Raw genomic sequence first — 21,550 nt, forward strand, 5'->3', positions numbered from 1 at the left:
GCACGGGCGGCACCAAGAGATTGACAACGCCGGAGCGTCAATCCTGGCGATCTTGGTGTTGGTCCCGACCGGCGGGGCGATGCCATGCTGAGGCGCCCCATCGGCATGCAGCGAGAGGCGGTCCCAGTGGACGTGTTCAAGACCCGGCACGGTTCGGTCCGGGGCTTTCGGGCCTCCGGCGACGTCGTCGCCGTCCTCGGTGTTCCGTATGCCGCCGCGCCGTTCGGCGTCCACCGGTTCCGGGAGCCGGCCCCGGCTCCGGCCTGGGCCGGGGTGCGGGAGGGCAGGAGATTCGGTCCGGTCGCCCCGCAGTCCGCGCGACTGCCCGGGGCGCCCGTGTGGTCTCCCGGTGACGAGGACATCCTCACCGTCAACCTGTGGACGCCGGTCCCGGACGGTGGCCCCCTGCCGGTGCTCGTCTGGATCCACGGCGGTGCCTACACCTTCGGATCCTCGGCCCAGCCCGACTTCGACGGCACGGTACTGGCCCGTGCCGGGCTGGTCGTGGTGACTCTCAACTACCGCATCGGTTTCGAGGGCTTCGGCCACGTCCCGGCGGACGGGCCGATCGTCCACCCCGACAACCGGGGGCTGCTCGACCAGGTCGCCGCCCTGCGGTGGGTGCGCGAGAACATCGCCGCCTTCGGTGGCGATCCCGGCAACGTCACCGTCGCCGGCCAGTCCTCCGGCGCCGCCTCGGTCGCCTGCCTCATGGTGATGGACCGCGCCCGCGGCCTGTTCCACCGCGCCATCGCACACAGCCCCGCCAGCCCCTGTTACACACGCGACATCGCGGCGGCGACCACGCGCGAGGTCGCCGCCGCGGCGGGCTGCCCGGCCACGTCGGCGGGCCTGGTCTCCGCGACTCCGCAGGCCCTGGTCGCCGCCGCCGACCAGGTGGTCGACCACTACCGGCACGACCCCGCCTCCGGGTCCCGCCACTACGACCCCTCGCTGTACGCCCCCGTCCTCGACGGCGACGTCCTGCCCACCGACCCCCTCACGGGGATGGCGGCCGGTGCGGCCAGGGACGTGGACCTGCTGGTGTGCCACACCACGGAGGAGTACTGGCTGCTCGACGCCGTCGGCAGCAGCGCGAAGGTCACCACCGACGGGCAACTCGCGCGCTTCGCGGCGGACTTCGGCCTCCCCGACGGCCTGGTGGCCGGATACCGCGCCACGCTGCCGCAGGCCCCGGTGCTGGACGTCTACCTCGCCGTCTTCGGCGACCTGCTGTTCGGTGAGTACGCCAACCGCCTCGCCGAACTCCACGCCCGGGCGGGCGGCCGGACGTTCCGCTCCCGCTTCGACCGGCGCCGTACCGATCCGCGCGCGGTGGTACGCGCCTGGCACTGTGCGGACGTTCCCTTCGCCTTCGGAAACCTGGACGACGAGCGTCTGGCCTTCCTCATCGGCGGCGCACCCACCGCCGCGGACCAGGAACTGGCACGCCGAATGGTGCGCGCCTGGGCCGACTTCGCCGCCACCGGAAACCCGGGCTGGCCGCCTGTCCGTGACTCCACGACCGAGGTCAAGGTGTGGACTGCCGGCCATCACGCCGCCGACACCGGCGACCGGGCCACCGCCGTCCGAGCTCTCTGGGCCAGGGCCGACTTTCCGGTCCTACGCCCCTGAACCGGGGCGCCAGGCGCACCAGGAACCGGTGAAGATCAACTGATCGGCGCAACAGTGAATCGTTACGCCGGGTGAACGGTGCCGCCATGGATCAGAGCGGCTGCCCCGATGCTGTGAATCTGGGCGTCGTATCGAAACAACGGATCGGCAGGCACCGGCAGTCCCGTCTGGCGATCCCCCACCGTTTGGAGCTTTCCTTGCCGCTTCGTCGTATCGTGACCAGCGCCCTCGCCTCCCTCGCTCTGGCACTCGCCTCCGCCGGCGCCCTCACCCTGAGCGCCGGTCCGGCCGCAGCGAATCCCTGTGGCTTCTACGAGACCGCCTCCGACGCCTACTACAACCACTGCACCTCGGACGGCTCACACATCGTCATCGAGATCGACGACTGGGGGCCCAACAGCGAACGGTGTGTGGTACCCGGAGTGACCTGGATCGGCTCCAGCTCGGACATCGACGGCGCCTGGTACACCGGCCGCACCTGCTGAACCCAGCAGCGGGGACGGCCGGCTGCACCTCGAACCAGGTCGTATCGCCACCTCCGAGGCCCAGTCTCTCGGCTCAGGAGTTCTGTGTCCCCGGCCGGGGCTGACGTCTGGTACGTCAGCCCCGGCGGCCGAAGACCTGTCGGGCCGTGCCGAGATCCAGGAAGACGGTCTCCCCGGTGGCGTCGTCCAGACCGTCGTTGTCGGTGACGGCGTAGACGTGGCCGTCACCGCCGACCGTCAGACCTTCGAGCTTCTCCTGCGTCCAGCCGTTGGTGGCCTGCAGGTCCGGCAGCACGTCGATCGCGAGCCTCTTCGGCAGGACCCGCAGGGCTCCCGGGGGCGCCGCCGACTTCGGCAGATCCACCGTGTAGATCCGCTTGACCCTGGCGGCAGGGCCGTTGAGTTTGTCGCGCTCGATCACCGCGAGCCGGTCTCCGACCACGGTGACCTCGGACAGCCCCATCCAGTCACCGGCCGTGCCGGTGGATTCGAGCCGGTAGCCGTACCAGCTCCAGCTGCCGGACGCCACGTCGTAGCGTCCCAGCCGCACGACACCCGCCGGGTCGCCCGCGGCCTCGCGCTGGAGCGCGGCCCACACGACCTCGTGACCGTGCCGGTCCGTGGTGGCGGTGACACCCTCGAAGCCCTGCTTGCCGAGGCCCGCGGCGACATCGGCCGGCAGCGGGACGACCTGCCGGGTCACGCCCCGCGCGTCGAGCCGGACGAGCTTGTTGCCCGCGCCCGTCCCGCCCTCGACGGCGAGCCAGAAGCCGCCCTGCGGCCGGGCGTGGATGCCCTCGGCGTCATAACCCACCGGCCGCCCCTCGGCGTCCTTGACGGTCAGCTCCCGGGTGATGACGGCGGGGCGGCGGGCCGTGTCGACGGTGAGGATGCGGGTGGTGGAGTACGCCGCGTCGGTGACCGTGTAGAGCCGGTGCGGCGTGCCCGGTGCCGCGGACAGCGCGCCCAGCGCTCCCCAGCCGATCGGGGCGCCGCGGTCGTCGTCGGCCGAGACGATGTCCGGGAACGAGGGGGCGTGCCCGGTGCCCCGCCCCAGCCGGAACAGGCTCACGGACGCGCGCACCCCCGCCTCGGCGTCGTCCTCCTCGCTGGAGACCGCGAGCAGTCCGCGCGACGGGATCGGCAGCAGGCCCTCGGGGCCGTTGGTGGCGGGCAGCACCTGGCAAAAGACCGGCCGGGTGGGGCGGCTGACGTCGTAGACCGCGACGAAGTTGTCGCGCTCCGAGCCGACGAAGGCGTAGGGCACGCCGTCGTACTCGGCGATCGCGATGCCTTCCGGCTCGGCGCCCTTCTTCCCCGACCGGCCCTCGTTGTGCAGGCCGTGGCGTACGGCGAGCCGCTCGAAGCCGTTGCCCGCGTCCCAGACCGTTCTGCCGGTGCGGCTGTCGAACACGGACCAGCCGCGGGTACCGCCGCGCCAGTCGCCCTCGTTGGCGGTGGCGAGGTAGCGGTCGTCGATCCAGCCGACGGCGTCGGGCTCGCGCGGGAGGTCCTCGATGGACCCGGTCTGGTCGATCCTGCCGTCGGATGCGGTGTCGATGCCGCGCACCGAGGCCGTGCCGGCGCTGAACGCCTTGGCGATCCGGCCGGTCGGCAGGTCGATCAGGACGACACCGTTGTTCTCCTGGAGGGTCACCGCGAGCTGGTTGCGGCTGTTGATCGAGACGTACTCCGGCTCCGGGTCCGTCGGTTCGGCGATTTTGGCCTCGGCCAGCACGGGCAGCGCCCGGCCGTCGGCCCGGGTCAGCGGAACCGCCCGGGTCCGCCAGTGCGCGGGGGCGGCGCCCCGGCCCAGGTCGACGATCTGCACGAAGCCGGCCGGTGCCTGCGGCAGGTCGCCCTCGTCGCGGCCGGGCGGTGTCGCCTCCTCGTCGCGTTCGTTCTCGACCGCGATGGCGGCGTACCGCTTGTCCTTGCTGAGGGCGACGGAGTCGGGCTGCCCACCGAGGTCGAAGCTCGCCACCCGCTTGCGGTCGCGCAGCGAAACGACGTCGAGCCGTCCGGAGGGCCGTGCGTGGCTCGCACTGGTGTTGACGACCACCAGGACGTACTGGCCGACCACGGTCACCGAGGTCGGCTCGTCCTCGGCGTCGCCGAGCCGGGCCAGCGACAGGGTGCCGAGGCCGCGCGGGTGGCCGGGGTCGGAGATGTCCAGGAAGCCGATCCGCCGGGCCACCGCGTCGGTGTGCACGAGGGTGCGGCCGTCCTCGCTGACCGAGGAGATCTCCGCGACGGTCCCGGCCGCCGCGTCCTCGCCGGCCGGACGGTTGTGGAAGACCGGGTAGGTGGCGGTGCGCTCGAACAGGCTCGGCCGCCCCTGCTGATGCTGCTTGGCCTGCTGCCCGCGATGCTGCTGCCCGTGGTGCGGCTGCTCCGCCCACGCGGCTCCCGCGGTCGCCAGGCTGCCGGCGACCACGACCAGGGCGGCCAGCGCCGCGCGGGTTCTCTTGCTCTTGGGGGACATCTTTCCTCCGGTCCGGTCCACTCCGTCACCGGACGTTTTCAGCCGAGGGCGAGTGCCACGGGGACGGCGGGTGAACGGCGGGAGAAGTCCGGGAGGCCGCGGCTCCGGCTCGTACGGCATGCCGCGAGACGAGCCTCGGTCGGGACCAACTCGCCACCGACGGCTCCGTGGTGGGTGCCCAGGAGCTACCGTGCCGTACGGAGCGCCTCTCTTCGGACGGCGGGGTGCTCGTCTCGACGGAGCGGACGAGTGCCGCGGTCACCCGGTCCCGCTCGTCGACGCGGTGGGCGTGCGGCCAAGGAAGGACGCACGCGTGCGCCGAATACTGCTGCTCGCCCCGTTGTTGCTGCTCGCCTCCGGCTGCGGACTGGCCCAGTCCTCCCGGAGCGAGGCGACCGATGCCGCACGGGAGGCAGCCAGGACGGTGGATGAACGGCTGTACGACCAGCGCCCCCGCACGGCGGAGGAGGTCGGGCGGGCCGCCTCGCGGCTGGACGGGGTGGAGGTGATGCGGGTGACGGGTACCTCCACACACGAGGGGGACGGCATCGACGTGGTCGTCCGCACGTCCGGCTCGGCGTACAACTCGTGGGTCGATCTCGAGGAGATCACCGTGCGCAGCTGTTTCACGGTACGGGTGTCCCCCAGGTCGCGGTGGCGCGAGGACCCTCACGACGTGGACTGCCCGGAAGGCCCCGTGCTGACCTTCGCCCCGCCACCAGAGCCGCCCCGGCTGCCCGCCGAGGAGCTTCGGGCGGGACTCCCCCGGGTCCCGGCGGGCGGCCGGGTGGACGAGACCGAGGTTCGCCGTACGCTCGCCGCGCTCGACCTCGATCCGGCGATCCGGACCGAGGTGAAGACGGACGGCGGCCGGGTCGGCGTCCTCCTCTCGGTGCAGGGCGACCACTTCGACCCGCAGGACTGTCTGCTCGCCCGCGTGGTCCCCGGCGCGACCGAGGTCTGGGTGCCGCCCCGCATCCAGCGGATGCCCGGAGAGGGCGGCTGTACCGTCGCCAACGCCCTGGACCCGGCACCGGCACCGCACTGACAGCGCTCCGCCCACCGCGCACAATGGACTCCGTAGCCGGCACAGTGGCCGTCGGCGGAAGGAGAAGCGTGGGCGGAATTCCTTCGAAGGGCGTCGTCTCCGGGATGCGGGAGGCGGCGCGTGCCCTGCTCGCCGTCCTGGAGCCGGAGCAGGTACGTGAGCTGCGCGCCGTGCCCGACCGGTTGGACGCGCCCGAGTTGCGCGAGTGGACGTATCTGCCGGGCCCGCGCCGCGGACTCTCCACCGAAGGGCTCGACGGCCGGCAGCGCGAGGTGCTCGACGCGTTGCTGACCACGGCGCACAGCGCGGCGGGCGCGGAGCTGGTGCGCGCGGCGATCGAGGTGGAACGGCACCGTCGCGCCCGGGTGGGGCGCCCGGGTCCGGACCGCTACTGGGTGCGGCTGCTCGGCGACCCGGAGGGTGACGAACCGTGGGGCTGGCGGCTGAACGGCCACCACCTGGCCGTCCACGTAGTGGTCACGGGGGCCGGGATCCGGGTGACCCCGCACTTCGTCGGCGCGGAACCGGCTCGCACCGGAAACGGCCCGCGGGCCGGCCTCCGGCCGCTGGGCCCGGAGGAGGACCTGGCCAGAGAGCTGATCACGAGCCTGCGCGGCACCGCGCGGGCGTCGGCACTCTTCGCCGCCACGCCGCCGGACGACATCCTGACCCGGGCCGACCCGTTCGCCGATCCGGGTCTCCTTCCCGAGGGCCTGTCGTACGACCGCCTGGCGCCGGGGCAACAGCGCCTTCTGGAGCGTCTGGTGCGCCGCTATCTCGACCGTGCGCCCGAGGCGTACGCGCGCGAGTGCTGGTCCGACGCCGTACACCGTGGGCTGGGTTCCCTGTCCTTCGCCTGGGCCGGCGGCCTCGCCCCGGGAGAGCGGCACTACTACTGCGTCCGCGCCCCGGATTTCCTGATCGAGTACGACAACACGCAGGACGACGGCAACCACGCCCACTCGGTCTGGCGGCACGTCCGCCACGACTGGGGAGCCGACCTGCTCCGCGGGCACTACACGGAGCAGCACTTCTAGAGACCGTCACCGGTGCGGGCGCAGACGGAGGATGTGACACGTTGGACAGTGAACCGGATGCCGTGTCGGGAACCTCGCTGCAGCAGAAGATCCAGGGTGTGCTCGACGAACTCGTCGGCACGGGGGCCGAAACGGGCTTGCAGGTCGCCGTGTACCACCACGGTGCTCTCGTCGTCGACGCCGTGGCCGGTGTCGCCGACAGCCGGACCGGGCGCAGGGTGACTCCTGGGACCCCGTTCTTCGGTTTCTCCGCCGGCAAGGTCATGACGTCGCTCGTCGCCCACCTGCTCGTCAAGAGCGGTCGGGTCGGGTACGACACGCCGGTGGCCGAGCTGTGGCCGCGGTTCGGCGCCCACGGCAAGGGGACCGTGACTCTGCGGCACGTGCTCACCCACTCGGCCGGCGTGCCGGCCATGCCCCGTGACGTCGGTCCCGGCGACCTGGCCGACTGGTCGCGGGTGTGCACGGCGCTCGCCGACGCCGCACCGCGGTGGCGCCCCGGGACCAGGACGGGATACCACTCGTTCACCTACGGCTTCCTCGTCGGCGAGATCGCCCGCCGGGCGACGGGCAGGCCGATGCGGCAGCTCCTGCGGGAGTGGGTCACCGAGCCGCTGGGCCTCGAAGGGAGCCTCTACTTCTCGGTGCCCCGGACCGACCTGGCCCGGCTGGCCCACCTCGAGGATGCCCGGCCGCCCGCGGTCGCCGCGACAGACGACGGAGCCGTCCTCGCTCCGTGGGAGCTGCGGCCGACCGCGGAGCTGGGCAACAACGCCGAGGTCCTCCGGGCCGACGTCCCGTCGGTCGGCACCTTCACCGCACGGGGAGTCGCCGCCATGAACGCCGCGCTCCTCGACGGCCGGCTCATCGCCCCGGGGCAGCTCGCAGAGGTGACGGCGGTGGCCTTCGAGGGCACCGACCAGGTCTTCGGCCACCACGTCCGGCTGGGCCTGGGCTATCCGCTGGGCGGTGTCGGGACCCGGACGGGCGAGGCGCTCACCACGTTCGGCTGGATCGGTGGGGGTGGCAGCTACGTCTGTGCCGACACGGCGGCCGGCATCGCCCTTGCCGTGACCAAGACCCTCCTCACACCCCATTTCGACACCGCTCGACGCCTCACGGATCTGATCACGGCCGAGCTCGGCCCGCCGGCCTGAACGACGGCCCGGTCCTCGTACACACCGCCACAGCCCTCTGCGGGCCCCGGTCGACGGAATATATGGACAGCTCGTTCATTTCATGGTTATATGAACGTACCGTTCATTAGAGCGCCCGCACCGACTTCCAGGAGATCCCCATGAGCACCACCGAGAGCAACCGCGTCGCCCTGGTCACCGGCGGTTCCGGCGGCATCGGCCGAGTGGTGGCCGAGCGCCTGGCCCGGGACGGGTTCGCCGTCGCCGTCCAGTACGCCGGCAACCGGGCGAAGGCCGAGGAGACGGTCGCCGCGATCAACGCCGCCGGCGGCCGGGCACTCGCGGTCGGCGGCGACGTCGCCGACGAGGACGCGATGGGCACCGCCTTCGACACCGTACGGTCGGCCTTCGGCGGCATCGACGTGGTCGTCAACACCGCCGGCATCATGATCCTCGCGCCCGTCGAGACCCTGGACCTCGCCGACCTGGACCGGATGCACCGCACCAACATCCGCGGCACCTTCGTCGTCAACCAGCAGGCCGCCCGCACCGTGCGGCCCGGCGGGGCCATCGTCAACTTCTCCACGTCAGTGGTCCGCACCCAGCTGCCCACCTACGGCGCCTACGTCGCCAGCAAGGCAGCGGTCGAGGCCATGACCCTCGTCCTCGCCCGGGAACTGCGCGGCCGGGACATCACGGTCAACGCCGTCGCCCCCGGCCCCACGGCCACTCCCCTCTTCCTCCAGGGCAAGGACGAGGAGACCGTCGACAGGTTCGCCAGGGCGACTCCCCTGGAGCGCCTCGGCCGCCCCGAGGACATCGCCGAGACCGTCGCCTTCCTCGCCGGACCCGCCCGCTGGATCAACGGCCAGGTCCTCTACGCCAACGGCGGCCTCGCGTAACCGCGTCCCGCGGCAGAACCCCTCCCCCTTCTTCTCCTCCCCACCGAAAGGACCCGCTCATGTCCCCCACCGGCACCGTCGTCGTCATCACCGGCGCCTCCAGTGGCTTCGGCGCCCTCACCGCCCGGGCGCTGGCCGACGCCGGCCACACCGTCCACGCCGGGATGCGCCACACCGCCGGCCGCAACGCGCCGCAGGTGCGGGCGGCCGTCGACTACTCGCGCGAGCACGGTGTCGACCTGCGTCCGGTCGAACTCGACGTGAACTCACAGGCCTCCGTCGACGCCGCCATCGCGGGCATCGAGGCGGAGCACGGCCGCATCGACGTCCTCGTCCACAATGCCGGGCACATGTCGACCGGCCCCGCGGAGGCGTTCACGCCCGACCAGCTCGCCGCGCTCTACGACGTGAACGTGCTGTCCACGCAGCGCGTCAACCGCGCCGCCCTGCCCGGTATGCGCCGGCGCGAGCAGGGGCTGGTGCTCTGGGTGTCCAGCAGCAGCGTCAAGGGCGGCACCCCGCCCTACCTGGCCCCGTACTTCGCCGCGAAGGCCGCGATGGACTCGCTCGCGGTGTCCTACGCCGCCGAACTCGCCCGCTGGGGCGTGGAGACATCGATCGTCGTGCCCGGCTCGTTCACCAGCGGCACCAACCACTTCGCCCACTCCGGCCACCCTGACGACACCGCCGTCGAGGCCGAGTACGAGACCCGGTACGCCGGGCTGATGGAGCAGGTGGCGGACAAGCTCGCCGCGCTCGCGCCCGAGGGGGCGAGCGCGACGCTGGTCTCCGACGAGATCGCCCGCATCGTCGCCCTGCCCGCCGGCCGGCGACCCTTCCGCGTCCACATCGACCCCGCCGACGACGGTTCCCAGGAGGTCTCGGACACGGCCGACCGCGTCCGCAGCGCCTTCCTCGACCGCATCGGACTCGCCGACCTGCTCGGCGTCGAGCGCTGACACCCACCGAGGAGATCACCGTGACCACCGTCGAAACCCCCTCCGCCGTCCGCGCGTTCGTCGACGCCACCAACCGGGGTGACTCCGAGGCGTTCGCCGCGGCGTTCACCGAGGACGCCCGCCTGTACGACTGGGGCCGGGAGTTCCACGGCCGCGACGGGGTGCGCGCCTGGGACCGCACCGACAACATCGGCGTCCAGGCCCACTTCGAGCTGGACGCGGTCGAGCGCGGTCCCGGCCCGGACACCTGGGTCGCGACGCTGACCGTGTCCGGCAACGGTCACAACGGCACCGGCCCCATGACCTTCCGCCTGCGCGACGGGCTGATCGCCGCTCTGTCGATCACACCGTGACACCGCGCGCCGTCGCGGACTCCGGCGGTTGGACCGTGCCCGGCGCCCACGGCGAGACTGTCACCCGACCCGCCCCATCGATCAGGAGTACAACGTGGCGAACGACGCGAACGGCCGGCCGGACCCGGGGAGCAGGGGCCGCGGACGACGCCCCGCCGAGGAGGTACGGGCCGAGGTCCTGCACGCGGCGGGCGAGCTGCTGCTGGCCGAGGGGACGGCACAGCTCACCTTCGAACGGGTCGCCAGGGTTTCGGGGGTCAGCAAGACCACTCTGTACAAGTGGTGGCCCTCGAAGGGGGCCCTGGCCCTGGACGGCTACTTCCACGCCGTCGAGGACACGCTCGCCTTCCCCGACACCGGGGACGTCCGCGCCGACCTGCTCGCCCAGCTGCGCGCCTTCACCCACCTGATGACCCGGACCCCGGGCGGACGCATCCTCACCGAGCTGATCGGCGCCGCACAGACCGACGCCGACCTGGCCGCCGCCTACCGGCAGCTGTACTCCGCACAGCGTCGCGCCCTGGCCGCCGAACGGCTGCGCCGCGCCCGGGAACTCGGCCAGATCCGCCCCGAGGTCGACGTGCAGGTCCTCGTCGACCAACTCTGGGGCGCGGTCTACCACCGGCTCCTGATCCCCGACGAACCCGTCGACGACGCCTTCGTCACCGCCCTCGTCACCAACCTCCTGGACGGGGTGTGCCCCCGGCCCGTCTGAACGAGGCGGGCCGGGCGCCCCCACACCACCGGCCGGAACACCGCCGGCCGGCCGGACCGCGGGCACCGGTCTCAGGCGTCCGGGACCCAGCTGCCGTGGAGTCCCAGGGGTACCCGGCCGGGCAGCCGGACGCGGGCCCGCGGACGGCCGCCGAAGTCCTGGGCGGAAAGGATCACCAGGTCGGTCGCGCCGCGGTCGGGGTCGTTCACGTACGACAGGACGTAACCGTCGTCCTCGTCCCGGGCCCCGCGCCGCGGGACGAAAACCGGTTCGCTGACCGCCGCGCCCCGGGGGAAGCGGTGGGGCTGCCTGCTGCCCCGCAGCATGTCGTGCTTCACCAGGTAGTTGGTGAACTTCTCGTCCGGGCACGCTCCGTCGACGGTCTCGTAGGCACGCCACATCTCGGCCGCGCACGCGGTGTAGGCGTAGCGGTGCCGCCGGGCGACAGGGACTCGTTGATGCGGGGGAACTCCTGCGGGCGGTCGTCCAGACGAGTGCTGCGGACCCGGGCCGCGCCGAGGTCGACGGTCCACCGGTCGAGCGTCGGTGACCCGGTGGCGGAGGGCCCGCCCGCGCCGCGCGGCGTAGAACGGCGCGGGGAAGCCGATGTACTCCAGCACGACCGTGTCGCCCTGGTCGTAGGCGTTGAGCGTGTGCGAGTAGTACACGGGGTCGATCTCGAACCAGCGGGGGGGTGCCGCCGGCGCACGGCAGCAGCCCGAGGCGCATGGGGTGCCGGTCGTTCCACACGTAGGGGACGATCGCCCCGGCCTCCGCCGCGGCGCCGTCGAAGGTGATCGGTACGTCCACGATCACCACGTACTTCGACGACGATGTGCCGCACGTGGTCCCAGGTGGGGTAGTACGCGATCGCGTGCAGCTCGTCGGCCACCGCGTCGTACTTGGTGTGGGCGGCAAACGCTCCCCTCTGCGTCGCGCGGAAGTCCTACGGGCGCAGGGTGTTGAGTTCGCCGTCCAGTTCGTACGGCAGGGGGCCGCCTTCCTGCATGGCGAGGATGCGGCCGTGGTAGGGGATCACGTGCGTGTTGCACGGGAAGTCGTCCGGCGGCGCCTGGCCGGGGCAGGTCTCGCCCAGTTTCGCCGTCACCTGCGAGGAGCGCACCCAGCGGTTGCGGTACCCGCGCGTCCGCCCCGCAGCCGTACCCCGTGCACCATTCCGTCGCCGATCATCCAGTGGTGGGCCCGGACGTCCTCGATGCCCAGCGCGTTCGGGCCGTTGCGCAGGTAGCGGCCGTCCAGATCGGCCGGGATGCGGCCGACGACGTTGAGGTCGAAGGCGGTCAGCTCCTCGGTGACCGGCGCGAAGGCGCCTTCCAGGAACGGGGTCGCGGGCGCTCCGCCGCCCTTCGGCGCTGCGGGAATCGCCTGCGCCGCGGCCGAGTGGAAGCCGGGTCCGAGGCCGCTGCCGACCACGCTGCCCGCCGCCGCGACCGCGGCGCCCTTGAGGATTCTCCGCCGTGAGTGACTGCCCGTCGTGATCCCTCGTTCCCTCGTCGGTGTCCGGCCGCGCGGGCCGGATGCGTGGTGACGGGATCAACCTTCCTCCGCGGCGGCCGGCGAGGCAGGTGGCCCAGGCTCCGGATCGTGCGGGGTGCTGGCACCACCCCCTGTCCCGGGTGCCGGTCCTCGCGTCAGAAACCGACGGAGAAGGTGGCGTCGGCGCGGTCCGTCGGGGAGCTGATCGGGTCGACGCGCATCAGGTAGTCGGCGTGCCTGAGGTGGCGGGTCGGGTAGTTGTGCGAGCGGAAGGACGCCCATGTGGCGTCGGCGAGGCCGGGCACGCGGTGGAATGTGGCGTCCTCGGCGAAGGCGGTGCTGCCGTCATCGGCGTCGAGCCGGACCTGGAAGTCGTAGTGCCGCAGGTGGCGGGCGGGGTGGTTGACCGACTGGAAGGATACGCCGGAAGGGTCGGCCAGACCGGGGACCAGCTTCCACTGGGAGTCGGTGTACGGGTCGAAGGGATAGGTGTCGATCCGTGCCGTGAAATCGGCGTGGCGGAGGTAGCGGGCCGGATAGTTGAAGGACTTGAGCCGGTTCCAGGCGGGAGCTCCCCACCGGGCCAGCAGGTTGGTGTACTCGGTGGCGGTGACGGGGGCGATCGTGCAGTGCTTGGCGTTGCCGGGGTGGGTGTAGAGCCGCTGGTCGACCGGGGTCCAGGTGCCGGCGGCGAGGTCGATGGTCCGCCAGGCGTATAAGACACCGTTGGGCGTGTAGGTGTCGCCCCACAGGTACCAGTCGTCCGAGGTCGGTGACTTCACCAGGGTGGGTGCCTCGGTGCCGCCGTGGGCGACGGACGTGCTGAAGGGCACGAAGCTGCCGGGGTTGAGGGAGGTGGAGCGCGCACCGACCAGCCCGCCGGTGCGGCTGCTCTTGAAGTAGAGGTAGTTGACGCCGCTCACCCCGACGGCCATGTCGCCGTCGATGATGTCGTAGCCCGGGTCGAAGAACACCTGCGGTGCGGAGACCGTGCTGAAGTCGCTGGTGTGGTTGACCATCAGGACGCTGTGACCGCTCTCGTTCACCGAGGAGTAGATGATCGCGTACTGGCCGCGCGCGGCGTCCCAGAATGCCTCGGGGGCCCAGCTGTGGGTGACCATGTCGTGCAGGTGGGGACGGCGGTAGTGGGAGAAGGTGCGCAGGTCCGGGGAGTCCCAGACGTGGATGGTCTGGCTGTTGTAGCCCCAGTCGGTGCCCTTGAGGTCGGTGGCCAGCACGACGAAGGTGCCGTCGCGCTTGCGCATGATGAACGGGTCGCGCAGACCACCGGCGCCCGCGGTGGGGGTGACGACGGGGTTGTTCTGGTTCAGGGGCGTCCAGTTCAGCGAGTCCGTGCTGACGGCGAGGTGCAGGCCGTAGTCGGTGCCGAGGCCGCTCGGCGATTCGGTGAAGTAGCCCATGACGTAGGCGGAGTCGGCTGCCTGGGCGGGACCGGAACCCAGGGTCAGGTCGGTGGCCAGGGCCAGGGAGGTGGCCGCGGCGGCACCGAGGAAGTACCTGCGGGACGGCATGGGCGGGTGCGGAACAGGGGTCATCGGCTCTCCGGGTTCGTGCGGGGGCGGACGGGACGTGGACGAGACCGGCCCGGGGCGTGCGGCAGGCCTGCGGCTTCGCGGCGTACGAGATTTCGAACCTGGTTCGGAAGACCGGTCAGACCGTAGAGCCGTGTCGGGGACGCGTCAACACCGTCACCCTCCGCCACGGAAACGGTCGGACCCGTTGACTGCCAACCGGCCCCGGAACTAGGGTCTCGACGATTTCCCGAACGCCGTTCGATATGTCGAACAAATGTCTCGCGAACCACGCGCCACGCTCCTCCGTCCACCCTGTCCCGTCACGGCGAACGCAAAGGTGGTTCCATGCCCACGCCCCTCAGCAGAAGGCGCATGCTCCAGATCGCCGGAACGACGGCCGCGGCGGCCGCCGCCGGTCCTCTCGTCGGCGGCTCCCCCGCCCACGGAGCGGTCCTCCCGCCGGCCCGGGCCGACATCGGAGCGCTGGCGTTCCCCTTCGGCCTCGGCCGGGTCAGGCCGACCGCGAGCAGGTGGCTGGACAACCAGAACCGCACCCGGAGCTATCTGCGGTTCGTCGACGTCGACCGGCTGCTGTACAACTTCCGCGCCAACCACCGCCTGTCCACGAACGGCGCGGCCGCCACCGGCGGCTGGGAGGCGCCCGACTTCCCCTTCCGCAGCCATGTGCAGGGCCACTTCCTCACCGCGTGGGCGCAGGTGTACGCCGTGACCGGGGACGCCGTCTGCCGGGACAAGGCCCGCCACATGGTGGCCGAGCTGGCCAAGTGCCAGGCCAACAACGGCGCCGCGGGCTTCGGCGCCGGGTATCTCTCCGGCTACCCCGAGTCGGACTTCGCCGCCCTGGAGTCCGGAACGCTGACCAACGGCAATGTGCCGTACTACACGATCCACAAGACCCTCACCGGCCTGCTGGACGTGTGGCGGCATCTCGGCAGCGTCCAGGCCCGCGACGTACTGCTCGCCCTGGCCGGCTGGGTCGACCGGCGCACCGCCCGGCTGAGCAGCACGCGGATGCAGGCCGTCCTGGGCACCGAGTTCGGCGGCATGAACGCCGTCCTGACCGACCTCTGCCAGCAGACCGGCGACACCCGATGGCTCGCCGTCGCCCAGCGGTTCGATCACGCCGCGGTGTTCGACCCGCTGGCGGCGGACCAGGACCGGCTGGCCGGGCTGCACGCCAACACGCAGGTGCCGAAGTGGATCGGGGCCGTGCGCGAGTACAAGGCCACCGGCACGACGCGCTACCGGGACATCGCCACCAACGCCTGGAACATGTGCGTCACCACCCACACCTACGCCATCGGCGGCAACAGCCAGGCGGAGCACTTCCGCGCCCCGAACGCGATCGCCGCGCACCTGGCGAACGACACCTGCGAGAGCTGCAACACGGTCAACATGCTTACTCTCACCCGTGAGTTGTTCACGCTGACTCCGGACCGGGCCGAGTTGTTCGACTACTACGAGCGGGCGTGGCTCAACCACATGATCGGCCAGCAGAACCCGGCCGATCCGCACGGCCACGTCACCTACTTCACCCCGCTGCGGCCCGGCGGCCGACGCGGTGTGGGCCCGGCGTGGGGCGGCGGCACCTGGAGCACCGACTACACCACCTTCTGGTGCTGCCAGGGCACCGGCCTGGAGATGCACACACGGCTGATGGAGTCCGTCTACTTCCACGACGGCGGCACCACACTGACCGTGAACCTGTTCGTCCCCTCGGTCCTCACCTGGGCCGAGCGCGGCATCACCGTCACGCAGACCACCTCGTACCCGGCGAGCGACACCACGACGCTGCGGGTCACCGGCGACGCCGGCGGCACCTGGGCCCTGCGCGTCCGCATCCCCGGCTGGACCACCGGTGCCACCGTCCAGGTCAACGGCGTCCCGCAGGACATCACCACCGAGCCGGGCACCTACGCGACCGTGCAGCGTGCCTGGACCTCCGGGGACACCGTCACCGTCCGCCTGCCGATGCGCACCGTCGTACGGCCCGCCAACGACAACCCGGCCGTCGGTGCCGTCACCCACGGGCCGGTCACCCTCTCCGGGAACTACGGGGACACCGCCCTGTCCTCCCTCCCGTCCCTGGACGTCGCGTCGATCAGGCGGACCGGTCCCACCTCGCTCGCCTTCACCGCGACCTCGAACGGTGCCACCGTGGACCTCGGCCCGTTCCACGACGCCCACGGGCACAACTACACCGTCTACTGGAACACCAGCGGCCTCGACTCCGTCCGCATCGCCAACGCCGACGGCGCCCTGGTGCTGGGCATCCAGGACATGTCCACCGCCGACGGCGGCCGCGCCCTGCTCTGGACCGACTCCGGGACCGCGGACCACGACTGGCAGTTGGTACCCGACGCGGGCGGCACCCACCGCCTGCGCAACCTTCACAGTGGCAAGGTGCTCGGCGTGCTCGACATGTCGACGGCCGACGGGGCGACCGTGCTGCAGTGGGCCGACAACGGCACCGCGGACCACCGTTGGACGCTCCTCGACCAGAGCGACGGAACCTGCACGATCCGCAACGCCCACAGCGGGAAGCTGCTCGCCGTCCAGAACGACTCCCCCGGAGTCGGCGCCTTCGTCGTGCAGGACGCGGACGACGGTACGGCCGACAACCGCTGGCGGATCCTGCGCTGAACGGCCATTGACAGGCGCCTCGGGGTCGTTCAAGGATGACCTTCGTTGACAACGTTGTCGTCTGCCGAAGAGGACCATCATGGGCCCCGTTTCCCTCCCTGTAGGCCGCAGGCTCCTCCTGCAACTCCTCGGCGCGACCGGCGCCGCGGCCGCCCTCCAGCCGGCGCTGGGGTCCCCTTCGGCCGCCGTGGCCGCTTCCGGAGCCGCTTCCGGAGCCGCCCGGAGCGTCGACCCGCCGGACGACGTCGCTGCCACGTACCACCGCGTGCTGCTGCGGCACACCCGCTGGTCCGAGACGCAGTGGGACGAGGCCAAGGGGGCGTACAGCGACCGGAACTTCGGGTTCGCCGTCGTCCTCGGACATGCCGTGCTGCTGACGCACGGGACCTTCGACGAGGAAGCGGCCGGCATCGACCGGGAGACGCTCAGGCGCCGCACCCTGGCGACCCTGCGCCACTACGCCGCCTCCAACCGGCTGACCGGCGGCACCCAGTGGGGCCGCACCCTGTTCTTCGACACCACCTTCCAGTCGTACTTCGTCCTCGCCGCGCACCTGCTGTGGGACGAGCTCGACGCCGCCACCCGCTCCGCCGTCGACACCATCACCCGCGAACAGGCGGCGTACACGCACTCGTTGGGAACGGGCGACGACCCGTACTCCGGCTCCTGGACCCCGAACGGGCTCGCGGGCGGATACGTCGGCGACACCAAGCTGGAGGAGATGGGGCTCTACGCGCAGACCCTCGCTCCGGCGCTGGCCTGGGCGCCGGACGACCGGCGCCGCTCCGAGTGGGCGGCCGACTACGGCACCTGGTCGCGCAACGAGGGCGGCCTGCCGCCCGCCGACCTGGCCAACCCCGCACGGGTGGACGGGGTGCCGGTCTCGCACAACACCGCGCACAACACGTACGACACCTTCATCGTCGAGAACCACGGCTCCTTCGGCCCGCACTACCAGGAGGAGATGTGGCGGACCTCCGGGCGCAACGCGGCGCACTTCCTCGCCGCGGGGCAGCCGCTGCCCGAGGTGCTGACCAGACAGCCCAACGCGGAGCCGCTGTGGCGGACCCTGCTGGGCGTCATGTCGGACGCGGGCGAGCCACTGATGCCGATGGTGGACGACCGCGAGCACCTGTACGGCAGGGACGTCATACCGCTGGCCTTCCTGTCCCGGGTCGCGGGTGACCGGGCGGCGGCCCGCGCGGAGACGGAGCTGGCCGCACGCCTGGAGGCGTACCAGGCGTACCCGCCCGAGTACCGGCTGGCGAAGTTCTCGGGCGAACCGAAGTACGAGCCCGAGGCGCGCGCGGAACTGGCCATCAGCTATCTGCTGCACGTGTGGCCGCAGGCGGGGCCGCGGGTGCGTCCCCTGTCGCGCGAGGAGTTGTTCGCGTACGCGTCGGGGGTCACGGACTTCGGGAGCGGCCCCGGTCTGGTGTCCCACCAGTCTCCCGCGGCCTGGGCGGGTGCGGTGACGAAGCCCGGGTTCGTGAAGTTCGCCTGGCAGCCGGCGCACGACGACTGGCTGTTCCGGCTCGGCGGCGCCACCCCGATGTTCCTGCCCTCGACCGCCGCGGAGGTCACCGGCAGGACGGTGCGCGTGCACACGGCGCTGCGGGACGGCTTCGACGGCAGCGCCACGCTGCTGCGCCTCGGCGAGGGCTTCGCCGGGTACGCCACGCTCCCCACGGGCGCCGTGGTCTACGCCTGCGAGGGGCCGGGCGCGGCCGCTTCGCGGCTGGAGGTGCACAACCTGACCATGCCCGGGGTGGCGGGCCTCGACGGCAGCCGCACCTACCGGTTCGCGGAGGGCTCGGCCACGGTCCGCGCGCAGGACGCCACGCCCTCGGCCGCGGGGCGCGTCGACGAACTGACCTTCCTCCGCACGACGGTGCGGCACCTGCGCATGCTGGGCGTCCGGCCCGACCCGACGTACGGGTACTCGCTGTACGCGATCGAGGCGCGGGACGGGGCCGAGGGGCCCGACCTCGCCCGCGGCGGCACGGCGTCGGCCTCCTCGCAGTCGGCCGGCATGGGGCCGGAGCTGGCCGTGGACGGCAACGGCGCAAGCCGCTGGGCGGTCTCCCGCGAGGACCGCAAGCGGGCGGACAGCTGGTGGGCCGTCGATCTCGGCGCCGAGCGCACGCTGGACCGGGTCACGCTGCGCTGGGAGGCGGCCGCCGGCCGCTCCTACCGGTTGCAGGGTTCGCCGGACGGCGAGCGGTGGACCGACCTGGCGACCGGCCCGGCCCCCTCGCTGCGCAGCGGCGGCGGCTGGCTCGACGTCGACGGCCGTGCCGGGCTCGTCGTCCGCGGCGGCGGCGAGCACACGCTGGCCGTGTACGGCGACACGATCGTCCCGGCCGAAGGGGCCCGGGAGCCGCTGGTGATCGAGGGGCACTGCGGCGTGTCCGCCGGGGACCTGGGCGTGCTGGCCCGTCGTGCCGCGCCCACCGCCGGGGACGGCCGGGTCCGCGCGGCGCGGGTGGACGGGTACCTGAGCCTGTTCAACCTGTCGGCGGACGAGGTGGAGACCCGGGTCGCGGTGCCGCAGCAGGGCGGGCGCCGGCAGGTCTACGAGGGTGAGCAGACGGTGACCCGGGAGGGCATCGACTACGGTGCGCGGCTGGACGCGGCGTCGGCCTCGCTGCTCGCGCCACGCTTCACCCTCACCGCGCTGTCCGGCCGTTCCCTGCCGTCCGGGCTGCGGGTCCGGGTGGCCGACGGGGCGACCCTGATCCTGTCCGGCGCCCACTGCCGGCTGCGGATCGAGGCTCAGGGGCGGGGCACCGACGCGACCGTGCGGGGCGGACGCGAGACGCGGGTGACGCTGCGCGGGGCACAGGCCTTCCCGCACCAGGACCAGGCCCTGGGCCGGAACACCTTCCCGACCAGTCCTGTGCCGTCGGGGATGTCCAGTCCCGACGCCGCCGTGGACGGCGACCCGGACACGGCCTGGCGCCCCGGTCGCGACGGCCGCATGGTGGTCGACCTGGGGACGCGCACCGGGGTGCGGTGGGTGGAGGCGCAGTGGAGGACCGGCGCGGCACCGGCGGCCCGCGTGGAGTTCAGCACCGACGGGGTGCGCTATCAGCAGGTCGGCGCCCTGGACGGCCGTGGACGCGTACGCCGGCTCACCCGGGCGGGCTCGGTCCGGTACGTCGCGGTGACGGTGCAGGGTGCACCGCACGCACACGACGGGCTGGTCCGGCTCTCCGTGGGCTGAGGCAGTCCCTCAGGTGTCCGCCGGGCCGGCCTGCGACGGGGGCCCGGTGGGCGTCAGTCCAGTACGAAGGTGCCCCCGGCGCCGGTCGCCAGATCCGGACCCAGGGCGGCGGCCGGCGTCCAGGCCCCGGGCCGGCCGGCGCCGCGGGTCAGCAGTTCGGTGACGGTGGCGGTGACGTCGGTCGTGAAGTCCATGCCCTCGCCGGCACGGAGCCAGCCCTCGCGCCGGGTGCCGTCGGCCCACTCCACGACGGCGTGACCCCAGGAGTGCTCGCGTGGACGGGGCGTGGCCTTGACGGTGACCCGGCCGAGCCGGTCGACGGCGAGGCGCCGCAGTGCCGGGACGGACAGCAGGCGGCCCAGCGGCGGGACCACGGCACGCAGCAGCGGCGTGCTCGGTGCGAGGGAGGACGTCGCGGTGACGAACGGTGCCCCGCTGGCCTCCCGGGCCGCGACGAGCTCGCCGGAGGCGACACCCGCCGACCGGGCCGACGTCCCGTCGGGGAAAGAGAGCCGCTGCGGGTCGGCACCGAGGCGCGAGACCACCAGCCGACCGTCGGCGTAGCGGCGCCCGCCGGCTGTGAGGGCGTCCACGATGCTGGCCGCCAGGGCGGAGCCGAGGGCACCGGCCTCGACGGCCACCGAGGCCACGGAGTCGACGCGCACCCGGTGCGGCGCGGGCCGCCCCTCGCACAGCTTCCGCACGACCGCCTCCGTCGCCAGCACCCCGAATCCGGCGCCGGTGACCAGGGTGCTGCCCGCCCGCGTCGCCTCCTCGTGCAGGGCGAGGAGTCCCGCCACGGCGACCACGTCGTTGGCCTGGTCGACGTAGTGGCCGCCGCCGGACATGCAGGCACGGGCGATCACCGGCGCCGTGGTGGCGTAGGCGCCCATCGTGTTCACCACGACCCGGGGGCGCTGTCGCGACACCTCCTGCGCGATCCGCTCTGCCGAGTCGGCGACGACGACCTTCGTGCCGGCGGGGAGGCCGGCTTCGGCGCCTGCTGCGGCCATCCGCTCCCGGCTGCGCCCGACCGGCACGACCGTCAGGCCCCGCGCGGCCAGTCGCCCGGCCACGCCCCGGCCCACACGGCCGGTGGCCCCGACGATCCACACCTCGTCGTCCGTCCTGTTCTCGCTGGTCGTCCCGCTGGTCCCGCTGGTCTCGGTCATGGCCCTGTCCTGTCTGCTCCGGGCGGCACCGGGACGCACGCCCCAGTGATGACACACCGTGCCATGACTTCAGGCTAGCACTGACGACACAGCGAGACATCACCTGTTAGAGTCGGCCCATGGCAAGGTGGGACCCGGGTGCGGAGCAGCGCCTGAAGCGGGCGGCTCTGGAGCTCTACCTGGAGCGCGGCTACGACGACGTGACCGTGACCGACATCGCCGAGCGGGCCGGACTCACCCGGCGCTCGTACTTCCGCTACTTCCCGGACAAGCGGGAGGTCCTGTTCGGCGGCTCGGAGCTCCTGCCCCCGGCACTGGCGGAGGCCGTCCTGGCGGCGGACCCCGACGCGGCTCCCCTCACCGCCGCCCTTGGGGCGATGTCCCGTGTCGGCACCGAACTGGTGGCGCAGGTGCACGACTCGGCGGAGCGGCGGGCGGTCATCGACGCCAGCCCCGAGTTGCAGGAGCGCGAACGGACCAAGGCGGCCGCGATCACCCGGGCGGTCCGCGACGCCCTCGTCCAGCGGCAGGTGGAGACCGACACGGCCGAACTCGTCGCACAGCTCGCCACGGTGGCCTTCGGCAACGCCTTCCGACGCTGGATCGACGCCGGGGGACGCATCGGTTTCGACAGCTGCCTGGACACGGTGACCGACCGGCTGCGGGCCGCCCTCGCCGGAACGTGACGATCCTTCAACCGC

Annotated in this window: 18 protein-coding genes; 12 read left to right on the forward strand and 6 right to left on the reverse strand. The window is 72.6% G+C overall.

Features of this window, described 5'->3' with window-relative positions; genetic code table 11:
* The first annotated feature begins 105 nt into the window (after positions 1–105).
* The gene (locus ACZ7MF_RS15800) at positions 106–1,635 is read left to right on the forward strand and encodes a carboxylesterase/lipase family protein (protein WP_471478840.1); all 1,530 of its coding nucleotides are present in this window, start codon (positions 106–108) and stop codon (positions 1,633–1,635) included.
* 197 nt (positions 1,636–1,832) lie between these two features.
* Positions 1,833–2,120: a DUF6355 family natural product biosynthesis protein gene (locus ACZ7MF_RS15805; protein ID WP_361001517.1), complete on the forward strand. Its 288-nt coding sequence runs from the start codon at positions 1,833–1,835 to the stop codon at positions 2,118–2,120.
* Between the two features lie 115 nt (positions 2,121–2,235).
* Here the strand turns inward: ACZ7MF_RS15805 and ACZ7MF_RS15810 are convergent, their stop codons facing one another.
* Entirely contained in the window at positions 2,236–4,605 is a 2,370-nt protein-coding gene (locus ACZ7MF_RS15810; protein WP_471477378.1) for an esterase-like activity of phytase family protein, read from the reverse strand.
* Positions 4,606–4,918: 313 nt separating this feature from the next.
* On the opposite strand from ACZ7MF_RS15810, the gene ACZ7MF_RS15815 reads away from it, so the two are divergent.
* The 7 genes from ACZ7MF_RS15815 (at position 4,919) to ACZ7MF_RS15845 (ending at position 10,755) form a co-directional block, all read left to right on the forward strand.
* Positions 4,919–5,653, forward strand: a complete 735-nt coding sequence (locus ACZ7MF_RS15815; protein ID WP_471477379.1) for a translation initiation factor IF-2 — start codon at positions 4,919–4,921, stop codon at positions 5,651–5,653.
* 68 nt (positions 5,654–5,721) lie between these two features.
* Positions 5,722–6,690 (forward strand): DUF3500 domain-containing protein, encoded by a 969-nt coding sequence (locus ACZ7MF_RS15820; protein WP_471477380.1) that lies wholly within the window; start codon positions 5,722–5,724, stop codon positions 6,688–6,690.
* 41 nt (positions 6,691–6,731) lie between these two features.
* Entirely contained in the window at positions 6,732–7,847 is a 1,116-nt protein-coding gene (locus ACZ7MF_RS15825; RefSeq protein WP_471477381.1) for a serine hydrolase domain-containing protein, read from the forward strand.
* A 140-nt stretch (positions 7,848–7,987) separates the two neighbouring features.
* Positions 7,988–8,728, forward strand: a complete 741-nt coding sequence (locus tag ACZ7MF_RS15830) for an SDR family oxidoreductase (protein WP_471477382.1) — start codon at positions 7,988–7,990, stop codon at positions 8,726–8,728.
* 59 nt (positions 8,729–8,787) lie between these two features.
* On the forward strand, positions 8,788–9,687 hold the full coding sequence (locus ACZ7MF_RS15835; RefSeq protein WP_471477383.1) for an SDR family oxidoreductase: 900 nt from the start codon (positions 8,788–8,790) through the stop codon (positions 9,685–9,687).
* Positions 9,688–9,707: 20 nt separating this feature from the next.
* On the forward strand, positions 9,708–10,040 hold the full coding sequence (locus ACZ7MF_RS15840) for a nuclear transport factor 2 family protein (protein ID WP_471477384.1): 333 nt from the start codon (positions 9,708–9,710) through the stop codon (positions 10,038–10,040).
* 94 nt (positions 10,041–10,134) lie between these two features.
* Complete coding sequence (locus tag ACZ7MF_RS15845; protein WP_471477385.1) at positions 10,135–10,755, forward strand: TetR/AcrR family transcriptional regulator; 621 nt, start codon at positions 10,135–10,137, stop codon at positions 10,753–10,755.
* A gap of 71 nt (positions 10,756–10,826) precedes the next feature.
* On the opposite strand, the gene ACZ7MF_RS15850 is transcribed toward ACZ7MF_RS15845, so the two are convergent.
* The 4 genes from ACZ7MF_RS15850 to ACZ7MF_RS15865 all read right to left on the reverse strand — a co-directional run bounded on the left by ACZ7MF_RS15850 (position 10,827) and on the right by ACZ7MF_RS15865 (position 13,808).
* Positions 10,827–11,423: a carotenoid oxygenase family protein gene (locus ACZ7MF_RS15850; protein WP_471477386.1), complete on the reverse strand. Its 597-nt coding sequence runs from the start codon at positions 11,421–11,423 to the stop codon at positions 10,827–10,829.
* Positions 11,424–11,701: 278 nt separating this feature from the next.
* A complete protein-coding gene (locus tag ACZ7MF_RS15855) occupies positions 11,702–11,863 on the reverse strand; it encodes a hypothetical protein (protein ID WP_471477387.1) in 162 nt (53 codons plus the stop codon).
* Complete coding sequence (locus ACZ7MF_RS15860) at positions 11,860–12,189, reverse strand: carotenoid oxygenase family protein (RefSeq protein ID WP_471477388.1); 330 nt, start codon at positions 12,187–12,189, stop codon at positions 11,860–11,862. Before ACZ7MF_RS15860 ends, ACZ7MF_RS15855 begins: the two co-directional genes overlap by 4 nt.
* 218 nt (positions 12,190–12,407) lie before the next feature.
* Entirely contained in the window at positions 12,408–13,808 is a 1,401-nt protein-coding gene (locus ACZ7MF_RS15865) for a glycoside hydrolase family 43 protein (protein ID WP_471477389.1), read from the reverse strand.
* 324 nt (positions 13,809–14,132) lie between these two features.
* Between ACZ7MF_RS15865 and ACZ7MF_RS15870 the strand changes: the two genes are divergently transcribed.
* A complete protein-coding gene (locus ACZ7MF_RS15870; protein ID WP_471477390.1) occupies positions 14,133–16,451 on the forward strand; it encodes a beta-L-arabinofuranosidase domain-containing protein in 2,319 nt (772 codons plus the stop codon).
* Between the two features lie 79 nt (positions 16,452–16,530).
* A complete protein-coding gene (locus ACZ7MF_RS15875) occupies positions 16,531–19,677 on the forward strand; it encodes a discoidin domain-containing protein (protein WP_471477391.1) in 3,147 nt (1,048 codons plus the stop codon).
* A 53-nt stretch (positions 19,678–19,730) separates the two neighbouring features.
* Here the strand turns inward: ACZ7MF_RS15875 and ACZ7MF_RS15880 are convergent, their stop codons facing one another.
* Positions 19,731–20,849 (reverse strand): saccharopine dehydrogenase NADP-binding domain-containing protein, encoded by a 1,119-nt coding sequence (locus ACZ7MF_RS15880; protein ID WP_471477392.1) that lies wholly within the window; start codon positions 20,847–20,849, stop codon positions 19,731–19,733.
* A gap of 119 nt (positions 20,850–20,968) precedes the next feature.
* Between ACZ7MF_RS15880 and ACZ7MF_RS15885 the strand changes: the two genes are divergently transcribed.
* A complete protein-coding gene (locus ACZ7MF_RS15885; RefSeq protein ID WP_471477393.1) occupies positions 20,969–21,535 on the forward strand; it encodes a TetR/AcrR family transcriptional regulator in 567 nt (188 codons plus the stop codon).
* The last annotated feature ends 15 nt before the right edge of the window (positions 21,536–21,550 follow it).

This window comes from Streptomyces sp. NPDC111628, assembly GCF_055635195.1.

What these genes read in the sequence shown, in the direction of transcription:
- ACZ7MF_RS15800 (WP_471478840.1), top strand. Translation starts at nt 106, where the DNA reads ATGCAGCGAGAGGCGGTCCCAGTGGACGTGTTCAAGACCCGGCACGGT.
- ACZ7MF_RS15810 (WP_471477378.1), bottom strand. Translation starts at nt 4,605, where the DNA reads ATGTCCCCCAAGAGCAAGAGAACCCGCGCGGCGCTGGCCGCCCTGGTC.
- ACZ7MF_RS15830 (WP_471477382.1), top strand. Translation starts at nt 7,988, where the DNA reads ATGAGCACCACCGAGAGCAACCGCGTCGCCCTGGTCACCGGCGGTTCC.
- ACZ7MF_RS15835 (WP_471477383.1), top strand. Translation starts at nt 8,788, where the DNA reads ATGTCCCCCACCGGCACCGTCGTCGTCATCACCGGCGCCTCCAGTGGC.
- ACZ7MF_RS15865 (WP_471477389.1), bottom strand. Translation starts at nt 13,808, where the DNA reads ATGACCCCTGTTCCGCACCCGCCCATGCCGTCCCGCAGGTACTTCCTC.
- ACZ7MF_RS15870 (WP_471477390.1), top strand. Translation starts at nt 14,133, where the DNA reads ATGCCCACGCCCCTCAGCAGAAGGCGCATGCTCCAGATCGCCGGAACG.
- ACZ7MF_RS15875 (WP_471477391.1), top strand. Translation starts at nt 16,531, where the DNA reads ATGGGCCCCGTTTCCCTCCCTGTAGGCCGCAGGCTCCTCCTGCAACTC.
- ACZ7MF_RS15880 (WP_471477392.1), bottom strand. Translation starts at nt 20,849, where the DNA reads ATGACCGAGACCAGCGGGACCAGCGGGACGACCAGCGAGAACAGGACG.
- ACZ7MF_RS15885 (WP_471477393.1), top strand. Translation starts at nt 20,969, where the DNA reads ATGGCAAGGTGGGACCCGGGTGCGGAGCAGCGCCTGAAGCGGGCGGCT.